This is a genomic window from Niallia sp. Kr1, from assembly GCF_050389805.1.
GTDB lineage: Bacteria > Bacillota > Bacilli > Bacillales > Cytobacillaceae > Bacillus_BD.
On record NZ_CP130945.1, the window covers coordinates 177,501 to 193,206 of the forward strand.

The window sequence follows — 15,706 nt, forward strand, 5'->3', positions numbered from 1 at the left end:
CTATCCGTCGTGGGCGTAGGAAATTTGAGAGGAGCTGTCCTTAGTACGAGAGGACCGGGATGGACGCACCGCTGGTGTACCAGTTGTTCTGCCAAGAGCATCGCTGGGTAGCTATGTGCGGAAGGGATAAGTGCTGAAAGCATCTAAGCATGAAGCCCCCCTCAAGATGAGATTTCCCATAGTGTTAAACTAGTAAGACCCCTGAAAGATGATCAGGTTGATAGGTTTGAGGTGGAAGCATGGTGACATGTGGAGCTGACAAATACTAATCGGTCGAGGACTTAACCAAAAACAAGGCATTACTCAATATTTCTTTCTTCAGCATTATCTAGTTTTGAGAGAATAATTTTTTAAAATTACCTCTTGAAAAAATAATAAAAGGCATTATAATATAAAATGTCTTATAGTTTGGTGACGATAGCGAGAAGGTCACACCCGTTCCCATCCCGAACACGGAAGTTAAGCTTCTCAGCGCCGATGGTAGTTGGGGCATTGCCCCTGTGAGAGTAGGACGTCGCCAAGCTAATTATTCCGCAGTAGCTCAGTGGTAGAGCAATCGGCTGTTAACCGATCGGTCGTAGGTTCGAATCCTACCTGCGGAGCCATTTTTGTGTAAAGTAAGATCTTTTCTGCTTCCATAGCTCAGCAGGTAGAGCACTTCCATGGTAAGGAAGAGGTCATCGGTTCGAATCCGATTGGAAGCTTTCTATTTAATTTATCGGCCCGTTGGTCAAGCGGTTAAGACACCGCCCTTTCACGGCGGTAACACGGGTTCGAATCCCGTACGGGTCACCATTTTTATAAGTAAGGTCTGCTAGGTGCACGACAACCTGTCGCAACGTATTCACTAGCACATCCTGTATGTCGGAGGATTAGCTCAGCTGGGAGAGCATCTGCCTTACAAGCAGAGGGTCGGCGGTTCGAGCCCGTCATCCTCCACCATATTATGCCGGCCTAGCTCAATTGGTAGAGCAACTGACTTGTAATCAGTAGGTTGGGGGTTCGAGTCCTCTGGCCGGCATGTTTTATTTATACTTACCTGTATGGAGGGGTAGCGAAGTGGCTAAACGCGGCGGACTGTAAATCCGCTCCCTTGGGTTCGGCGGTTCGAATCCGTCCCCCTCCACCATTATGAATATAAAACAAAAAATGGGACATGATAATAACTGTCCTTTTTATTTTTAAAAAATAGATATTGGGCTATAGCCAAGCGGTAAGGCAACGGACTTTGACTCCGTCATTCGTAGGTTCGAATCCTGCTAGCCCAGCCATTAGAACCATTAGCTCAGTTGGTAGAGAAACGAATCGTCCCGAAGGGGATTCGTTTTGCGACAAAAGCAAAAGGCTTTTGAAGCACAGGACCACTAGCTAAATTTAGGACAAAAAGTTTTTTTTAGAGCCATTAGCTCAGTCGGTAGAGCATCTGACTTTTAATCAGAGGGTCGCAGGTTCGAATCCTGCATGGCTCATACGGAAAACAAAAATGCACAGGAAATTTTGATTACAAAATTTCCTGTGCATTTTTTATTATGAAGATTAAAATTAGTGCTATTCCCTGCAAAAATACTTCATCAAGGCAATGAAGGCCAAATAAGTAGCTTTTCTTAGGAAAAAAGGTCTTCATTAGGCTTATGAAGACAAAAAAGAGGTACCATTGCCGAGTTGAATGGTATTCATCAGACCTATGAAGACTAAAACGAATAATAGCCAAGGCAAAATGACTTCATATTCAAAATAGTAATATCACTACAAAAATCCCCAAGTACCTCCTCCAAAACCACAAAAACAACTGGAGAAATAATAATTCTCAATACATCCATAGCCCATTCTACCAAATGTCGTTTTATAATATAATTAGATATTAGAATATATAAAATGTTCAGGCACAAAGGGGAAATGAATCGTGAAGAAATTATCGATTATTGGGATGCCGATGGATCTTGGACAAATGCGCCGGGGTGTGGATATGGGTCCTAGTGCCATACGATATGCGGGAATCTATGAGAAGTTAGAAGGGCTTTTTGATGAGATCAAGGATTGGGGAGATATCTCAATTGGAAGACCGGGAGTGGTCATTGATCCTAATACAAACTTAAAAAACTTAAATCTAGTGGTCCAGAAAAATGAAATTTTAGCCACAAAGGTATCAAAGATCGTAGAAGAAGGTTCTTTTCCTTTAATACTAGGAGGCGACCATAGCATTGCAATTGGTACATTAGCGGGATTGGCAAAGCATTATCGAAACTTAGGGATAATATGGTTTGATGCACATGGGGATTTAAATACGGTTGAAACTTCACCTTCGGGTAATATTCACGGTATGCCACTGGCGGCAAGTCTTGGTTTGGGGCATAAATTTTTAACAAATGTAGGGGGTATTACTCCAAAGGTCGAAGCAGAGAATACTGTGATAATTGGGGCAAGAGCATTAGATGAAGGGGAGAAAAGACTCATTAAAGAAAAAAAGATTAAAGTCTTCACCATGCATGAAATTGATCGATTAGGTATGACAAAGGTGATCGAAGAAACAATTCTTTATTTAAAAACTAAAACGGATGGCGTTCATTTATCGTTTGACTTAGATGGATTAGATCCCAGTGATGCCCCAGGTGTCGGTACTCCAGTTAATGGCGGTGTCAGTTATCGTGAAAGTCATTTAGCCATGGAAATGTTAGCTGAGGCCAATCTAATCACGTCGGCAGAATTTGTTGAAGTGAATCCAATCCTTGATGAAAAAAATAAAACTGCTTTGGCTGCAGTTGCATTAATGGGTTCATTATTTGGGGAAAAACTATTATAATTATAATGCGGTAACTTATATCGATGGTTACTGCTTATTTTTTGTATGAGAATAGATGGTTATGAAACAGGAGAACCGTCCCCATGTTTCACCCATTTTTTGTGAAAAATGTACATAGAAGGATTAAATTTTATTGATATTTTAATATAAATTTGTGAAACCTTTTCGGGGATCGATACGTATATCGAGTAGCCGCATGAAGCGGAGGTTATGAAATGGATGCTCTTATTAAAAAGAGAATAAAGCAAGTGATAAAAGGTGACCAGAATGCGTTCGGAGAAATCGTTGAAATGTATAAAGATAAAGTATTTCAAATTTCTTATCGTATCCTTGGGAACCGACATGAAGCCGAGGACATCGCACAAGAGGCTTTTGTTCGTGCGTATGTTAATATAAGAAGCTATAATAGTGATTATAAATTTTCAACTTGGCTTTTTCGAATTACAACCAACCTTTGTATTGACCGAATCCGAAAAAAGAAACCGGATTATTACTTAGATGCAGAGGTGGCAGGTACTGAGGGCTTAACTATGTATTCACAAATTCCTTCAAGTACTCGTTTGCCAGAGGATGATGTTGAAAGTTTAGAATTACAAGATACCATTCAAAAAGAAATTATGAAACTTCCAGAGAAATACCGCTCAGTGATTGTACTCAAATACATTGAGGAATTATCTTTAAATGAAATAAGTGAGATTCTAGAAATGCCGCTTGGGACCGTTAAGACTCGAATACATCGTGGAAGGGAAGCTCTTCGCAAAAGACTCCAACATATGTGATAAGAAGGTGAAAACAATGAAATGCCCAACGAAAATTATAACGTATATGCATGAGTACTTAGATGAGGAGATTTCTCCCCCGCATGAAAAAGAATTGCGTGAGCATCTACATTCCTGTCAGGATTGCTTTAATCATTTTCATCAATTAAGAAAGACCATTGCTCTTGTACAAAGTACATCACATATAGAGGCACCAACTGGTTTTACAGAGAAATTAATGGCAAATCTTCCGAGGGAAAAGAAAAAAGTGAGCATTCAGCGATGGTTTATGAATCATCCCCTCTTAACAGCTGCTTCTCTTTTTATCGTATTAATGGCTGGCAGTTTAACAACAGCTTGGAATGCTGATCAGCAATTTTCCGTATCAAAGCAATCAAACCTCATTGTTCAAAATAACACTGTGATCGTTCCTGAAGGAGAAGTGGTTGACGGTGACGTCATTGTTCGGAATGGAGACCTACAGATTGAAGGTCATGTTAAGGGAAATGTAACGGTCATAAATGGAGAGCCGTATATGGCGTCTGCAGGGAAAGTTACAGGAGAGATTAAGGAAATTAATCAAGTGTTTGAATGGGTATGGTTTCATATTCAAAAGACTGGGGAAGATGTATTAAATATTTTTGAAGACGATCATAAAGCTTTAGAATAAGATAGTCATGATCTCTGCAGGTGCAGAGGTTTTTTTCTTCCTAAGGAATGAATATTAATGAAAGATACAAAAATAGGTTTCAACAAGCAGCATATATGGCAATTATGGTATAATGGAGTGGTGCCCAATTACTTGAATAAAAGGGAAGTTTGTGTTTCTAAACCAATTATTTGTACCAACGCTTATTAAACTGGATGGAGGAAGAACAATGAGCTTATCAGATCTCCCATTGATGACTTATTTAGCGAATGCAGTTGACATTCTCCTCGTTTGGTACGTCATATATAAAATTATTATGATTGTTAGAGGGACGAAGGCGGTTCAACTTTTAAAGGGAATATTTGTAATTTTAATTGTCCGTCTGATCAGTGAATTCTTTCATTTCCAGACGTTATTCTGGATTACTGATCAAATACTCATTTGGGGATTCTTGGCGATTATTATTATATTCCAACCTGAATTACGTAGGGCACTTGAACAATTAGGAAGAGGAAAGTTCTTTTCAAGAAGTGGATTACGTGAAGAGGAGCTTCAGGAGGAGCTCGTCGAATCAATTATAAAAGCGGTAGACTATATGGCCAAAAGAAGAATCGGTGCCCTGATTTCAATTGAACGAGAGACAGGGATGGGAGATTATATTGAAACAGGAATTGATTTGGATTCAAAAGTATCATCAGAACTGTTAATTAACATTTTTATCCCAAATACGCCATTGCACGATGGGGCTGTGATCATCCAAAAAGACCGGGTTGCAGCGGCAGCCTGTTACTTACCTCTATCAGAGAGTCCATTTATATCGAAAGAACTCGGGACTAGGCACCGTGCAGCGATTGGAATTAGTGAAGTTACGGACAGTTTGACTGTAGTAGTCTCTGAAGAAACAGGGAGCATATCACTAACGAAAAATGGCAATTTACATAGAGATTTAAGTAAGGATACATTTAGAGAAATGCTATCAAATGAATTAATTGTATCTCCTACAGTAAAACAGGCTTCTTCAGCTCGTTGGAATTGGAGGGGAAAAAGACATGGATAAGTGGCTTGATAAACTCATTGATAATCGTATTTTTATGAAATTAGTCGCCTTAGTCCTGGCATTTCTACTATTTGGTTCCGTCTATGATGAAAATATGGGTTCAAATGATGTGAATGTACCAGGGGATTCAGATGCGGCTATTATCGCTGGGATTCCTGTGAAAAGTTATTATGATACAGAGAATCTCGTTGTTACGGGTGTTCCTGAAACCGTTGAGGTAACATTAGAAGGTCCGACACCAAATGTTAGAGCAGCCACAACCCAGAAGGACTTTGAAGTATTTGTCGATTTAACAAAGGCAAAAATAGGTAAGCAACGGGTTCTGTTGCAGGTAAGAGATTTGTCTCCTAGTATAACAGCGACCATTAATCCTACTTATATTGAAGTCAATGTACAGGAAAAGGTAACGAAGGAATACACGATTGATATTGAATACGATCGAAAGAGAGTTGCTGATGGATATGAATTCGGTGAAGCTGTCATTGATCCAAGGAAAGTAACGATCACCGGTGGAAAAGATGTGATGGAAAAAATCACGTATGTGAAAGCAATTGTTGAACTTTCTGAGGATACCAATGACATCGTAAATAAAACAGCGCCGATAACGGTCTTGGATAAAGATCTAAACAAGTTAAATGTGACACTATCACAAGAATCTGTGAAGGTATCGATACCGATTGAAAAGGTAAGTAAAACAGTCCCAATTGAAATTGTAGAAAAAGGCTCTCCGCCGCAAGGGGTTGTCATTGATTCCATCACATTAGACAAAAAAGAAGCAACCATCTCAGGCAACCAAGAGGCGCTGGGGAAGGTTGAAAACGTAAGAGTGGAAGTAGACCTTAGTAAAATAACAGAAAGCACTGAGATGACTCTTCCTGTTATTATTTCTGAAGGAATTAAGGGAGTATCTCCCGAGCAGGTAGTGGCAACTATACAAGTTAGTGAAGTTGCGGAGGAAACAAATACAACTGGGGAAGAGGAAGCTGAAAGCGAAACCGAAACAAAGGTATTTACAGGCATCCCTATTCAATTAGAGGGTTTATCAGATGAGTATACAGCAACTATTCGACAACCTTCAAGTGGAAGAACCAACTTAACTGTGATAGGGACGCATGCTGATCTTGTTAAGATAAAACAGGCAGACTTTCAAGTGTTTGTGAATCTAGCGAATTTAACGCCAGGTGACCATGACTTGGAATTAAAGGTTAATGGTCCCGAAGCGGCAAGTTGGGAATTAGCTGACAAAGAAGTAAGTATTTCCATAGCTGAAAAAGAAGGAACAAGCATTTAATATATCAAATAATAAAAATGAAGAGATGCATGTAAACTGATTGGGATCAGAGGTTTGATCTATCAATTATAAGACAGGGAAATCCATGAAGGAGCGATCAATATATAATGGGTAAATATTTTGGAACAGATGGAGTTCGTGGTGTAGCAAATAGTGAATTAACTCCAGAACTAGCTTTTAAACTAGGTCGTTTTGGCGGGTATGTATTAACAAAAGATCAAGAACGTCCAAAAGTGTTAATTGGTCGTGACACTCGTGTTTCGGGTCATATGCTAGAAGGAGCACTAGTTGCTGGCTTGCTTTCGATTGGAGCGGAAGTCATGCGTTTAGGCGTAATTTCAACTCCAGGAGTGGCTTACTTAACAAAGGCAACAGGTGCCCAAGCGGGAGTGATGATTTCAGCATCGCATAATCCAGTTGCAGATAATGGAATTAAATTTTTCGGTCCAGATGGATTTAAATTATCAGATGACCAGGAATTAGAAATTGAAACGTTGATGGATTTAGAAGAGGATAATCTACCACGCCCAGTAGGTGCTGATCTAGGACAAGTAAATGATTATTTTGAAGGTAGTCAAAAATATTTGCAGCACCTCAAACAAACGGCTGATGAAGACTTTTCAGGAATTCATGTTGCATTAGATTGTGCACATGGTGCAACATCATCTCTTGCAACCTATTTGTTCGCAGATCTTGAAGCTGATTTGTCTACAATGGGTGCCTCACCAAATGGACTTAATATAAACGATGGAGTTGGATCAACCCATCCAGAAGCCTTAGCGCAGTTTCTAAAGGAAAAGAATGCTGATGTGGGTCTTGCCTTTGATGGAGACGGCGACAGACTCATTGCCATTGATGAAAATGGTGAGATTGTTGATGGTGACCAAATCATGTATATTTGTGCCAAGTATATGAGAGAAAACGGACAATTAAAACAAGGAACTGTTGTATCGACGGTTATGAGTAATCTTGGTTTCTATAAAGCGTTGGAAGCACAAGGTATCCGTAGCATTCCAACTGCAGTAGGTGACCGTTACGTCGTTGAAGAAATGAGAAAGAATGGCTATAATCTTGGCGGAGAGCAGTCAGGGCATATTATTTTCCTTGATTACAATACAACAGGCGATGGTCTTTTAACAGGTGTTCAACTCATTAACATTATGAAAGTAACGAAAAAGTCGTTATCAGAACTTGCCAGTGAAATGAAAAAATTCCCACAAAAACTAGTCAATATTCGTGTGAAAGATAAGCATCATGTAACTGATAACGAAAAGGTAAGTGCAGTCATTTCAGAAGTGGAAAAGGAAATGAATGGGGATGGTCGAATCTTGGTTCGTCCTTCGGGAACAGAGCCATTGGTTCGTGTCATGGCAGAAGCCTCAACAGAAGAGCTTTGTGAATCTTACGTAAATCGGATTGCAGATGTTGTAAGAGCAGAAATGGGATTAGAATAATAAGATACAAAAGTTAAAATGCATAGAGGAAACTTCCTTTATGCATTTTTTTAATAGGAAATTTTAGAATAATCGACCATTTATCTTAAGGTGAATAGATAGGATATTAGGGGGTACATTTGCGGATATGTAGGGGGATTGATGGCATATGATTCATATTATATTCGGTGAATCAGCATCAGGTAGCTTAAAATTTGCCTTAAGGGAAATGGGCCTTGATAGAAAGGATAGAGTCATATCATTTTGGGATATTTTCTCTATTGGTCCAATCAGGCAATTACATGAGGAAGAGGGCATGCAATCTAGATTTGAGTGGATAAAGAGGAATATGAGTAACGAATATGATAGTGACTATACCGACTATACAAATAAATTTGAAAGAGTGCTCAAACAAATAAATGCGATTCCAGAAGGTGAACATGTTACGATTTGGGCTTTTGAAAATGCGCATGAGCAGACAGGATTACAATTTGTTGTTTATCTTTTAAAGGAAAAAAATGTGGATATCAGCTTGATTAACACGACAATAGAGCATGAGAAGCTTTTTCGGGTTAAAAGTGTTAAATATTCTCTACTTCATACCGGTGAAATCCTCCCTGAAAAGCTCAAAATCATCTATGAACAGAGTCAAGGGAAATTGTTCACAGATCATGATCGAGAAGATCTAGAAAAGGATTGGCTTTCTCTTGCAGATAGTCAAGCAACTTTACGAATTTGGCGCAATGGAACGGTACAGAGTGTTCCTGAAGAATATTATGATGAAGTGATTGTGAAAAGGGCTAAAAAGTTAAAAGGTAAGCAGAAAACAAACGATTTTATGAAATCTGCGAGATTAATCGGAGAGGTACTTGGTTATTTAGACCAATATGTAGGGGATGCGTTTCTGGAATATCGACTTAAATCCTTGATTGGAAAAAAAGTTTTTGAATCAGAAGGCAGCCTTGAAGCAATGCGTTTTTATCGTGTTCGATTGAACCGTTAATCTGTGTCCAAGTTTTTACTTGACCTATTGTTATTAAATAATGTCAAACTATTATACTATTACTTTTACAGGAGATGGAAATGTGAGTATGAAAACAAAAGTAATCATTCAATTAATTGCATACTTGATTATATGCCTTTATGGAGGATATCGATTCGTGATGAAGGTACCAGCGACTATTCAATCTTTGATGGTTCCCATACTCCTTATGGTTGCTGGGTTTATAGGCTTTATTGGGAATGTGACCAAATTGAAAAAAATACATAATGATTCATCTAAATAAGAGTTTAATAAATAGAATCAAAGATATGGAAGAACGAACACAGGATTATTCGAAGGACTTTGAATAATCCTATTGCTACAATGTAAAAGTTAGGTAAATGATTGGTTAGATGTATTGAACATGATTAAAAACTAGTATACGATTACAATATCGAAAATCGATATTGAGTTTCGATATTTAACTTCCTTCAGCAAATGTCTTTGTATCGAAAGCTTGCGACAGGTACAGAACGCTAACGATTATAAGTGACGAGATGAATGCAAGCTTTTATCCATTAAGTGGGGGTTCAACCCCTAAGCTGAATGAAGTTAAAGTCTCCGGCGGATGTCTCGGATTTTTTAAAGGAAATTTCTCGAGGCTCGAGAAAAATCCGGACGCAAATTCGACGGGTGAATTTGATTGAGGTGACGGTTTTGGAAGACAAGGTTTTGCGAAAGTTGTTTCTTGGTTTTATTCAAATCCATATTTTACACCATGCGAAAGAAAATCCGATTTTTGGCGCATGGATGCTTGATGAACTTAAAGAGCATGGATACGATATGAGTGCTGGTACTCTATACCCTATCCTTCACCATATGGAGGAGGATGGACTTTTAGTACGAGAAAATAGAAATGTAGATGGCAAAATAAGAAAGTATTATACGACTACGGATAAGGGCAGTATGGTGCTTGCTGAAGCGAGGAAAAAGGCATATGAGCTATTTAGGGAAATTAAAGATTAATAGAAGAGAAGGTGAAAATAGTGAAACAAAAGAAACATGATTTTAGAACTCTATTAGAGATTCTCCTTGTATCGACTAGGCTCGGATTAACCTCGTTTGGAGGGCCGGTAGCGCATCTAGGCTACTTTCACAATGAGTACATACAAAGAAGAAAATGGATGGATGAAAAAAGCTACGCTGATTTAGTGGCATTATGCCAATTCTTACCGGGTCCGGCAAGTAGTCAAGTAGGAATTGGAATCGGGGTGATGCGGGGAGGTGTACTAGGCGGTATTGTATCTTTTCTTGGTTTTACATTACCTTCCGTTCTTGCGCTTATCGCATTTGCTTTAATCCTGCAAGGACTTAATATTGGTGAAGTGGGTTGGATCCATGGACTAAAAATCGTAGCCGTAGCCGTTGTTGCCCATGCCATTTTAGGAATGTCACAGAAACTAACCCCTGATTTAAAACGAAAGGCTATCGCCTTGTTTGCATTAGCTGTCTCGCTCTTATGGCAAACCGCATTCACACAAGTTGGGGTCATCGTTATTTCAGGCATTATCGGATTTATTATTTACAAACAACATACGGAAAGTGACGAATCAAGGATACAGTTTCCAATATCCCGTAGATTTGCCGTTATATGTCTATCTTTGTTTTTTGGATTACTGATCATTTTGCCAATATTAAGGGAAATCACCTCTTTAAGTTGGATTGCTATGTTTGATAGCTTTTATCGTTCAGGTTCTTTAGTTTTTGGTGGTGGTCATGTCGTTTTACCATTGCTTGAACGTGAATTTGTTCCAACTGGATGGTTGAGTGAGGAGGCATTTTTAGCAGGTTACGGTGCGACACAAGCGGTACCAGGTCCTCTATTTACCTTTGCTGCTTATCTTGGTGCAGTGATGAATGGATGGCAAGGAGGAATCCTTGCAACAATTGCTATTTTCTTGCCTGCTTTCCTGCTTATTTTAGGGACGTTGCCATTTTGGGATTCATTGCGTCGCAATCCTAAAATAAAAGGGGCTTTAATGGGGATGAATGCAGCAGTTGTTGGAATCTTAATTTCAGCCTTTTATCAACCTATTTGGACCAGTTCGATATTAGCTCCTATTGACTTTGCTTTTGCAGCGATCCTGTTTAGTATGTTAGCGTATTGGAAGCTACCTCCTTGGATCATCGTGGTGACTGGGGCAATTGGTGGAACAATTATGACTTTTCTATAAGTAGAAATTGAGAAACTCCGCAATGGGGTATGATTCGGATAGCATTTCCATGAGTTAGATGGAACTTGTCCGATCGAGGCAGTGATATTGTATCTATAAAGTAGACAATCTTAGAAAGTGTCCTATTCATTTGATAACCTTATAGTAGAAAAAGATAGATATTGGTGGGAGATGAATATGGCAAGACAACAAAAAAGATACAGTTACGAATTAAAGAAAACAGTAGTTGAAAAATATTTCGAGGGGCATTCAATCCGAGACTTGATAAAAGAATATAACATCAGCGCCCCTCGTGTAGCGAATCGTTGGGTAAATAAAGTGCGCGAAGGAGGATATGAGGCATTAAAAGATACAAGAGGGATGAAGAGCATAGGTAAGCAAAAACGAAATGAAGAGGAAACAAAAAATGAGATCATCGAAAGACAGGCCTTACAGATCGAATACTTAAAAAAGCTGTTAGAGCTGGAAAGGATGTGAAGCAGAAAGAAGTAGAATTTGCCTTTATCGAAGCAAACTCAAAAGATTATCCCGTTACGCTATTAGTTCAATTAACTAACGTATCTCGTTCTGGTTATTACAAATGGAAAAAACGTGGTGGAGGTAGTGTGCAAGCACAAAGGGATGAAGAGCTGTACAACTATATCATTAAACTACACCATAAGCACCGCGGAACGTTAGGTAGAAACAGAATGAAAATGGCATTAAAAGAAGAATATGGCATTGAGGTTGGAGAGATACGTGTTTCTAAAATTATGAGGAAATATGGTATTCGTTGTAAAATTCGCCAAAGGCGTTATATCAAGAGTAATGAGGTCAATATTAAAGTCCCCAATATATTAAATCGAAACTTTCACGCAAACAAACCGGGAATGAAGTTTACGATTGACATTACCTACTTACCAGTAGAACAAGGACCAAATAAACATATCTATTTATGTGCGATTAAAGATTTATTTCATGACGAGATCGTGGCGTATGCAATTAGTCATCGCCAAGATTTAGAGCTGGTTTACGAAGCGTTAGATCGTTTAAAAGAAAAAGCGTTTGTGAAAGGCGCCATTCTACATAGTGATCAAGGCGTACAATTCACAAACGCTGGATACCAAATGCGTGTCAAAAAGATGGGCCTCACCCCATCTATGTCCCGCAAAGGCAATTGCTGGGACAACGCACCCATTGAGAACTTCTTTAGCCACTTCAAATGTGAAGTAAAATGCTTTTTTGAAGATGCAGAAACTGCATTCGAAGTCCAAAATGCGGCATCCGAATATATCCATTACTTTAATCATAGCCGAATTAATACAAAATTACAAACGAGTCCTGTAAAATATATCAAACAATATGCAAGCTAAGAGACACGCAGGGAACCACAGCGGAGCTGCTTGCCCTTGCCTGGAATACCTCTTCTTAGTGATTCGCTGTGTTGGGTATCGGGCCCCGACCAGAGAGAGCTTAGAAGAGCTGGTTCGTGGTACGCTGTGTGCGCGATTGGAGAGCTTTTATAGCTTTATTTTCTCCAATTCGCCACTTTACTTACACCACGAACCCAAATGACTGGCAAGGGTGGTGGATATGGCTTAAGCTCAACGTATTGATAGTATAGTGCTTGAGGCAAAGATATAGGACACTTTGGTACTGTCTACTTGACAGAAGCATGTGCACAGCCTAACGGACACAAACCTAGCTTTAAGCGGTGATGCTGTCCGAAAGGTGCCTTTATCCTCTCTTAACTGAAAAAAATGTTTTCAGAATTGAAGTAAAGTTTTAATTGATAAAACCTGCACGCATAGGGAAAACTGTCGAAATTTTTGGTATAGAAACCCTTGAGTTCTGTAAGCGTTTGCAAATATAATGCATATAGGAGGGTGGCACGCGTGGTCATCATGGTATTTGGCGAAGGCGGGGCCGATACACAGATAAGTTTCATTTATAGAAATATAGCTAAAGATATATGTATAAAAGAATAATAGTTTGGGAAAGCTAAAGATAACAAGATTAGGAGGTGAGAAATAAATGTCAAAAGATAGTAAATTAACGATGGTGGATTTTGTTATTGATGATCGATTCCAGTTAAACCATTATATTTCTTACTTATTCTATCAATTGACGAATACGAATTATAGAAAAAGAGAGTCTTCATAATCGATTATGTGACTCTCTTTTTCTATAAATCTAACATTTGTAGTTAAGAAAAAAGTTATGCTTGGACCGTTTCCGGTTGTAACTTCGCTTCTAATTTAGTATTTTTACGATTAAATCGGATCAATCTCATTGCATTCAAGATAACTAAGAGTACGCTGGCTTCATGGATGAACATACCTGATGCTAAGTGAACAGATCCATTTAATACCCCGAGAAGTAAGATGAATACAGTTCCAACGGCGAGATAAGTGTTTTGTTTCATATTGCGGATCGTTGCTTTTGCTAAGGAGTAAGCATGTGAGAATTGCATTAACTTATCTGCCATAAGAACGACGTCGGCAGTTTCCATTGAGATGTCGGTTCCGCCTTCTCCCATTGCTAATCCAATATCGGCAGTTGCAATCGCAGGCGCATCATTGATTCCATCCCCAGCCATCGCGACAATACGACCTTCTTCTTTTAATTTTTTCACATGTTCTACTTTGTTTTCTGGTAATAATTCTGCATGGAATTCATCAATCCCTAATTGTTTCGAAACTAACTGAGCTGTATGGCGGTTATCGCCGGTCAACATCACAATTTTCTTAATGCCATTCTCCCTCATTTGTGCTAATGCTCTTTGGGCATCTTCACGAATCTGATCAGCGATTGAGAAAATCCCAGCTACTTTTCCGTCTACTGCAGCGAAAATAGCCGTGTTTCCTGCCTTTTCACGACCAACTGCATAGTTTGCAACTTCTTCCGATAGTACAATATTTTCACTCTTCATTAACTTGCGGTTACCAATCACTAAACGACGACCTTCAATCAATGCCTTAATGCCGTTTCCTTTGATTACCTCGCCATCAATTGGATCCTTCGTTAACTCTATTTTTCTAGCCTTTGCTTCCTTAACAATCGTTTGTCCTAAGTGGTGCTCTGATATGGTTTCAGCTTGTGCCACTAATGTTAATAATTCGTTTTCAGCAATAGCTTGAAATGTTTTAATATCGGTTACCTCTGGTTTCCCTTTTGTTAAGGTTCCTGTTTTATCAAAAACAAGTGTATCCACCTTGGAGAGTTTATCCATCACTTCTCCGCCTTTAACTAGGACACCGTTTTTGGCTCCGTTCCCAATCCCAGAAACGTTTGACACCGGAGCACCAATAACCAAGGCACCTGGGCAAGCGATAACTAGAAAGGTAATCGCAAGGTGAAGATCTCTTGTAAAGAGATAAACAAGGATTGAAAGAACCACAACACCTGGAGTATAGATATTGGAAAACTTGTTAAGAAACTTCTCTGTTTTTGATTTAGATTCCTGTGCTTCCTCAACCAACTCAATGATTTTCGCAAAAGTTGTATCGTCCCCAACTTTTTCTGCGATTATTTCAATGAATCCATTATCAACAATCGTTCCACTAAATACTTTATCTTCTACCTTTTTCATGGATGGTACAGATTCACCTGTAACAGCCGCCTCATTTAATGAAGCCTGACCGGAAATAATGCTTCCATCAACTGGAACCTTTCCACCAGATCGGATAATGACGCGATCCCCTTCAACTACGTCTTCCACTGGAATAGTCATTTCGTTGCCATCCCGGATAACAGTCGCTTCTTGTGGTGCCATATCCACTAATTGTTTTAATGATGAACGAGTTTTTGCTAATGTACGTGCTTCTAAATAATCTCCAAATAGGAATAAGAATGTAACAACCGATGACTCGGTATACTCGCCAATATAAAGAGCTCCAATTACGGCAATCGTTACTAATAGTTCAATACTAAAAGCTTTCATACGTAGGGATTGAAGGGCTTTAATAATAATCGGTACTCCTGCAAGAATGGTGGCAATGACCAGAGCGATATTTTTGAAATCGCCATATCCAAGTCCTCCAGCAACAAACCCTGCAATAATTAATAGAAAAGAAGTAAGTGTAAGTTGATTTTTATGTTTATGAATGTGTGCAATCATGAAATTTTCCTCCCTTTATTTGATAAAGTATGAGCTTGAGTTTGAATCGGATAGCCCCATTTTCTTAGAAATTCTTCTAATTGTTTAATGGATATCTTTTTTTCATCAAATTCTGTTCGAATTTTACATAAATGCGGAAACACTTTAACAGAAATCACACCAGCTGTATCTTTTAACTGATTTTCTAGTTTTTTTGCACACCCAGCACATTCAAATGGTCCTACTTGAAAAACAGATTTTTCCATTGTGTTCGCTCCTTTCCTTTGTTGTTTTATCGTCTTCTTTATACTCTTATCATAAGGGGCTTTTCGTTTTGAAAAATTGACTCTCATCAAGTTTGACTTCTTTTTTCTAATACAATTTCAAGGAAAAGAAAAAAGATACAGCCCCTGCAAAAAAAAGT

General features: G+C 38.8%; 15 protein-coding genes, 8 tRNA genes and 2 rRNA genes (1 of these 25 running past the window's edge). 23 read left to right on the forward strand and 2 right to left on the reverse strand.

Annotated features, from left to right (window positions below):
• From Q5760_RS00910 to Q5760_RS01020, 23 genes are all read left to right on the forward strand, one after another.
• Positions 1-289, forward strand: a 23S ribosomal RNA gene (locus Q5760_RS00910); it begins 2,649 nt to the left of the window's first position.
• A 118-nt stretch (positions 290-407) separates the two neighbouring features.
• Positions 408-523 (forward strand): 5S ribosomal RNA (rrf, locus tag Q5760_RS00915).
• Between the two features lie 7 nt (positions 524-530).
• Positions 531-605, forward strand: a tRNA-Asn gene (locus tag Q5760_RS00920).
• A gap of 26 nt (positions 606-631) precedes the next feature.
• Positions 632-704 (forward strand) — tRNA-Thr (locus tag Q5760_RS00925).
• 16 nt (positions 705-720) lie between these two features.
• A tRNA-Glu gene (locus Q5760_RS00930) sits at positions 721-795 on the forward strand.
• A 71-nt stretch (positions 796-866) separates the two neighbouring features.
• Positions 867-942, forward strand: a tRNA-Val gene (locus Q5760_RS00935).
• A 6-nt stretch (positions 943-948) separates the two neighbouring features.
• A tRNA-Thr gene (locus Q5760_RS00940) sits at positions 949-1,021 on the forward strand.
• A gap of 24 nt (positions 1,022-1,045) precedes the next feature.
• A tRNA-Tyr gene (locus Q5760_RS00945) sits at positions 1,046-1,129 on the forward strand.
• Positions 1,130-1,196: 67 nt separating this feature from the next.
• Positions 1,197-1,271, forward strand: a tRNA-Gln gene (locus Q5760_RS00950).
• A gap of 125 nt (positions 1,272-1,396) precedes the next feature.
• Positions 1,397-1,469 (forward strand) — tRNA-Lys (locus tag Q5760_RS00955).
• A gap of 434 nt (positions 1,470-1,903) precedes the next feature.
• Positions 1,904-2,800 carry an arginase gene (rocF, locus tag Q5760_RS00960; protein ID WP_428910430.1) on the forward strand — a complete coding sequence of 299 codons (897 nt, stop codon included), beginning with the start codon at positions 1,904-1,906 and terminating at the stop codon, positions 2,798-2,800.
• A 215-nt stretch (positions 2,801-3,015) separates the two neighbouring features.
• On the forward strand, positions 3,016-3,579 hold the full coding sequence (sigW, locus tag Q5760_RS00965; protein ID WP_428910431.1) for an RNA polymerase sigma factor SigW: 564 nt from the start codon (positions 3,016-3,018) through the stop codon (positions 3,577-3,579).
• A gap of 16 nt (positions 3,580-3,595) precedes the next feature.
• Positions 3,596-4,228, forward strand: coding sequence for a zf-HC2 domain-containing protein (locus tag Q5760_RS00970; RefSeq protein ID WP_428910432.1), 633 nt, complete (start codon positions 3,596-3,598; stop codon positions 4,226-4,228).
• A 208-nt stretch (positions 4,229-4,436) separates the two neighbouring features.
• Positions 4,437-5,264: a diadenylate cyclase CdaA gene (gene cdaA, locus Q5760_RS00975; protein WP_428910433.1), complete on the forward strand. Its 828-nt coding sequence runs from the start codon at positions 4,437-4,439 to the stop codon at positions 5,262-5,264.
• Positions 5,257-6,555, forward strand: a complete 1,299-nt coding sequence (locus Q5760_RS00980; protein WP_428910434.1) for a CdaR family protein — start codon at positions 5,257-5,259, stop codon at positions 6,553-6,555. Before cdaA ends, Q5760_RS00980 begins: the two co-directional genes overlap by 8 nt.
• 107 nt (positions 6,556-6,662) lie before the next feature.
• The gene (glmM, locus tag Q5760_RS00985) at positions 6,663-8,009 is read left to right on the forward strand and encodes a phosphoglucosamine mutase (protein WP_428910435.1); all 1,347 of its coding nucleotides are present in this window, start codon (positions 6,663-6,665) and stop codon (positions 8,007-8,009) included.
• Positions 8,010-8,157: 148 nt separating this feature from the next.
• Positions 8,158-8,991: a DUF1835 domain-containing protein gene (locus Q5760_RS00990; protein ID WP_428910436.1), complete on the forward strand. Its 834-nt coding sequence runs from the start codon at positions 8,158-8,160 to the stop codon at positions 8,989-8,991.
• An 82-nt stretch (positions 8,992-9,073) separates the two neighbouring features.
• Positions 9,074-9,274, forward strand: a complete 201-nt coding sequence (locus Q5760_RS00995) for a hypothetical protein (RefSeq protein WP_428910437.1) — start codon at positions 9,074-9,076, stop codon at positions 9,272-9,274.
• Positions 9,275-9,687: 413 nt separating this feature from the next.
• Complete coding sequence (locus Q5760_RS01000) at positions 9,688-9,996, forward strand: PadR family transcriptional regulator (protein ID WP_428912467.1); 309 nt, start codon at positions 9,688-9,690, stop codon at positions 9,994-9,996.
• Positions 9,997-10,016: 20 nt separating this feature from the next.
• Entirely contained in the window at positions 10,017-11,204 is a 1,188-nt protein-coding gene (locus Q5760_RS01005) for a chromate transporter (protein WP_428910438.1), read from the forward strand.
• 177 nt (positions 11,205-11,381) lie between these two features.
• Positions 11,382-11,681, forward strand: a complete 300-nt coding sequence (locus Q5760_RS01010) for a transposase (protein ID WP_428909370.1) — start codon at positions 11,382-11,384, stop codon at positions 11,679-11,681.
• Positions 11,678-12,556: an IS3 family transposase gene (locus Q5760_RS01015; RefSeq protein ID WP_428909369.1), complete on the forward strand. Its 879-nt coding sequence runs from the start codon at positions 11,678-11,680 to the stop codon at positions 12,554-12,556. Before Q5760_RS01010 ends, Q5760_RS01015 begins: the two co-directional genes overlap by 4 nt.
• Before the next feature lie 661 nt (positions 12,557-13,217).
• Complete coding sequence (locus Q5760_RS01020; protein ID WP_428910439.1) at positions 13,218-13,346, forward strand: hypothetical protein; 129 nt, start codon at positions 13,218-13,220, stop codon at positions 13,344-13,346.
• A gap of 55 nt (positions 13,347-13,401) precedes the next feature.
• Here the strand turns inward: Q5760_RS01020 and Q5760_RS01025 are convergent, their stop codons facing one another.
• Together Q5760_RS01025 and Q5760_RS01030 are read right to left on the reverse strand one after the other, a co-directional pair.
• Entirely contained in the window at positions 13,402-15,303 is a 1,902-nt protein-coding gene (locus tag Q5760_RS01025; RefSeq protein WP_428910440.1) for a heavy metal translocating P-type ATPase, read from the reverse strand.
• Complete coding sequence (locus tag Q5760_RS01030) at positions 15,300-15,548, reverse strand: heavy-metal-associated domain-containing protein (RefSeq protein ID WP_428910441.1); 249 nt, start codon at positions 15,546-15,548, stop codon at positions 15,300-15,302. The genes Q5760_RS01025 and Q5760_RS01030 overlap by 4 nt, the downstream gene beginning before the upstream one ends.
• Positions 15,549-15,706: the final 158 nt, after the last annotated feature.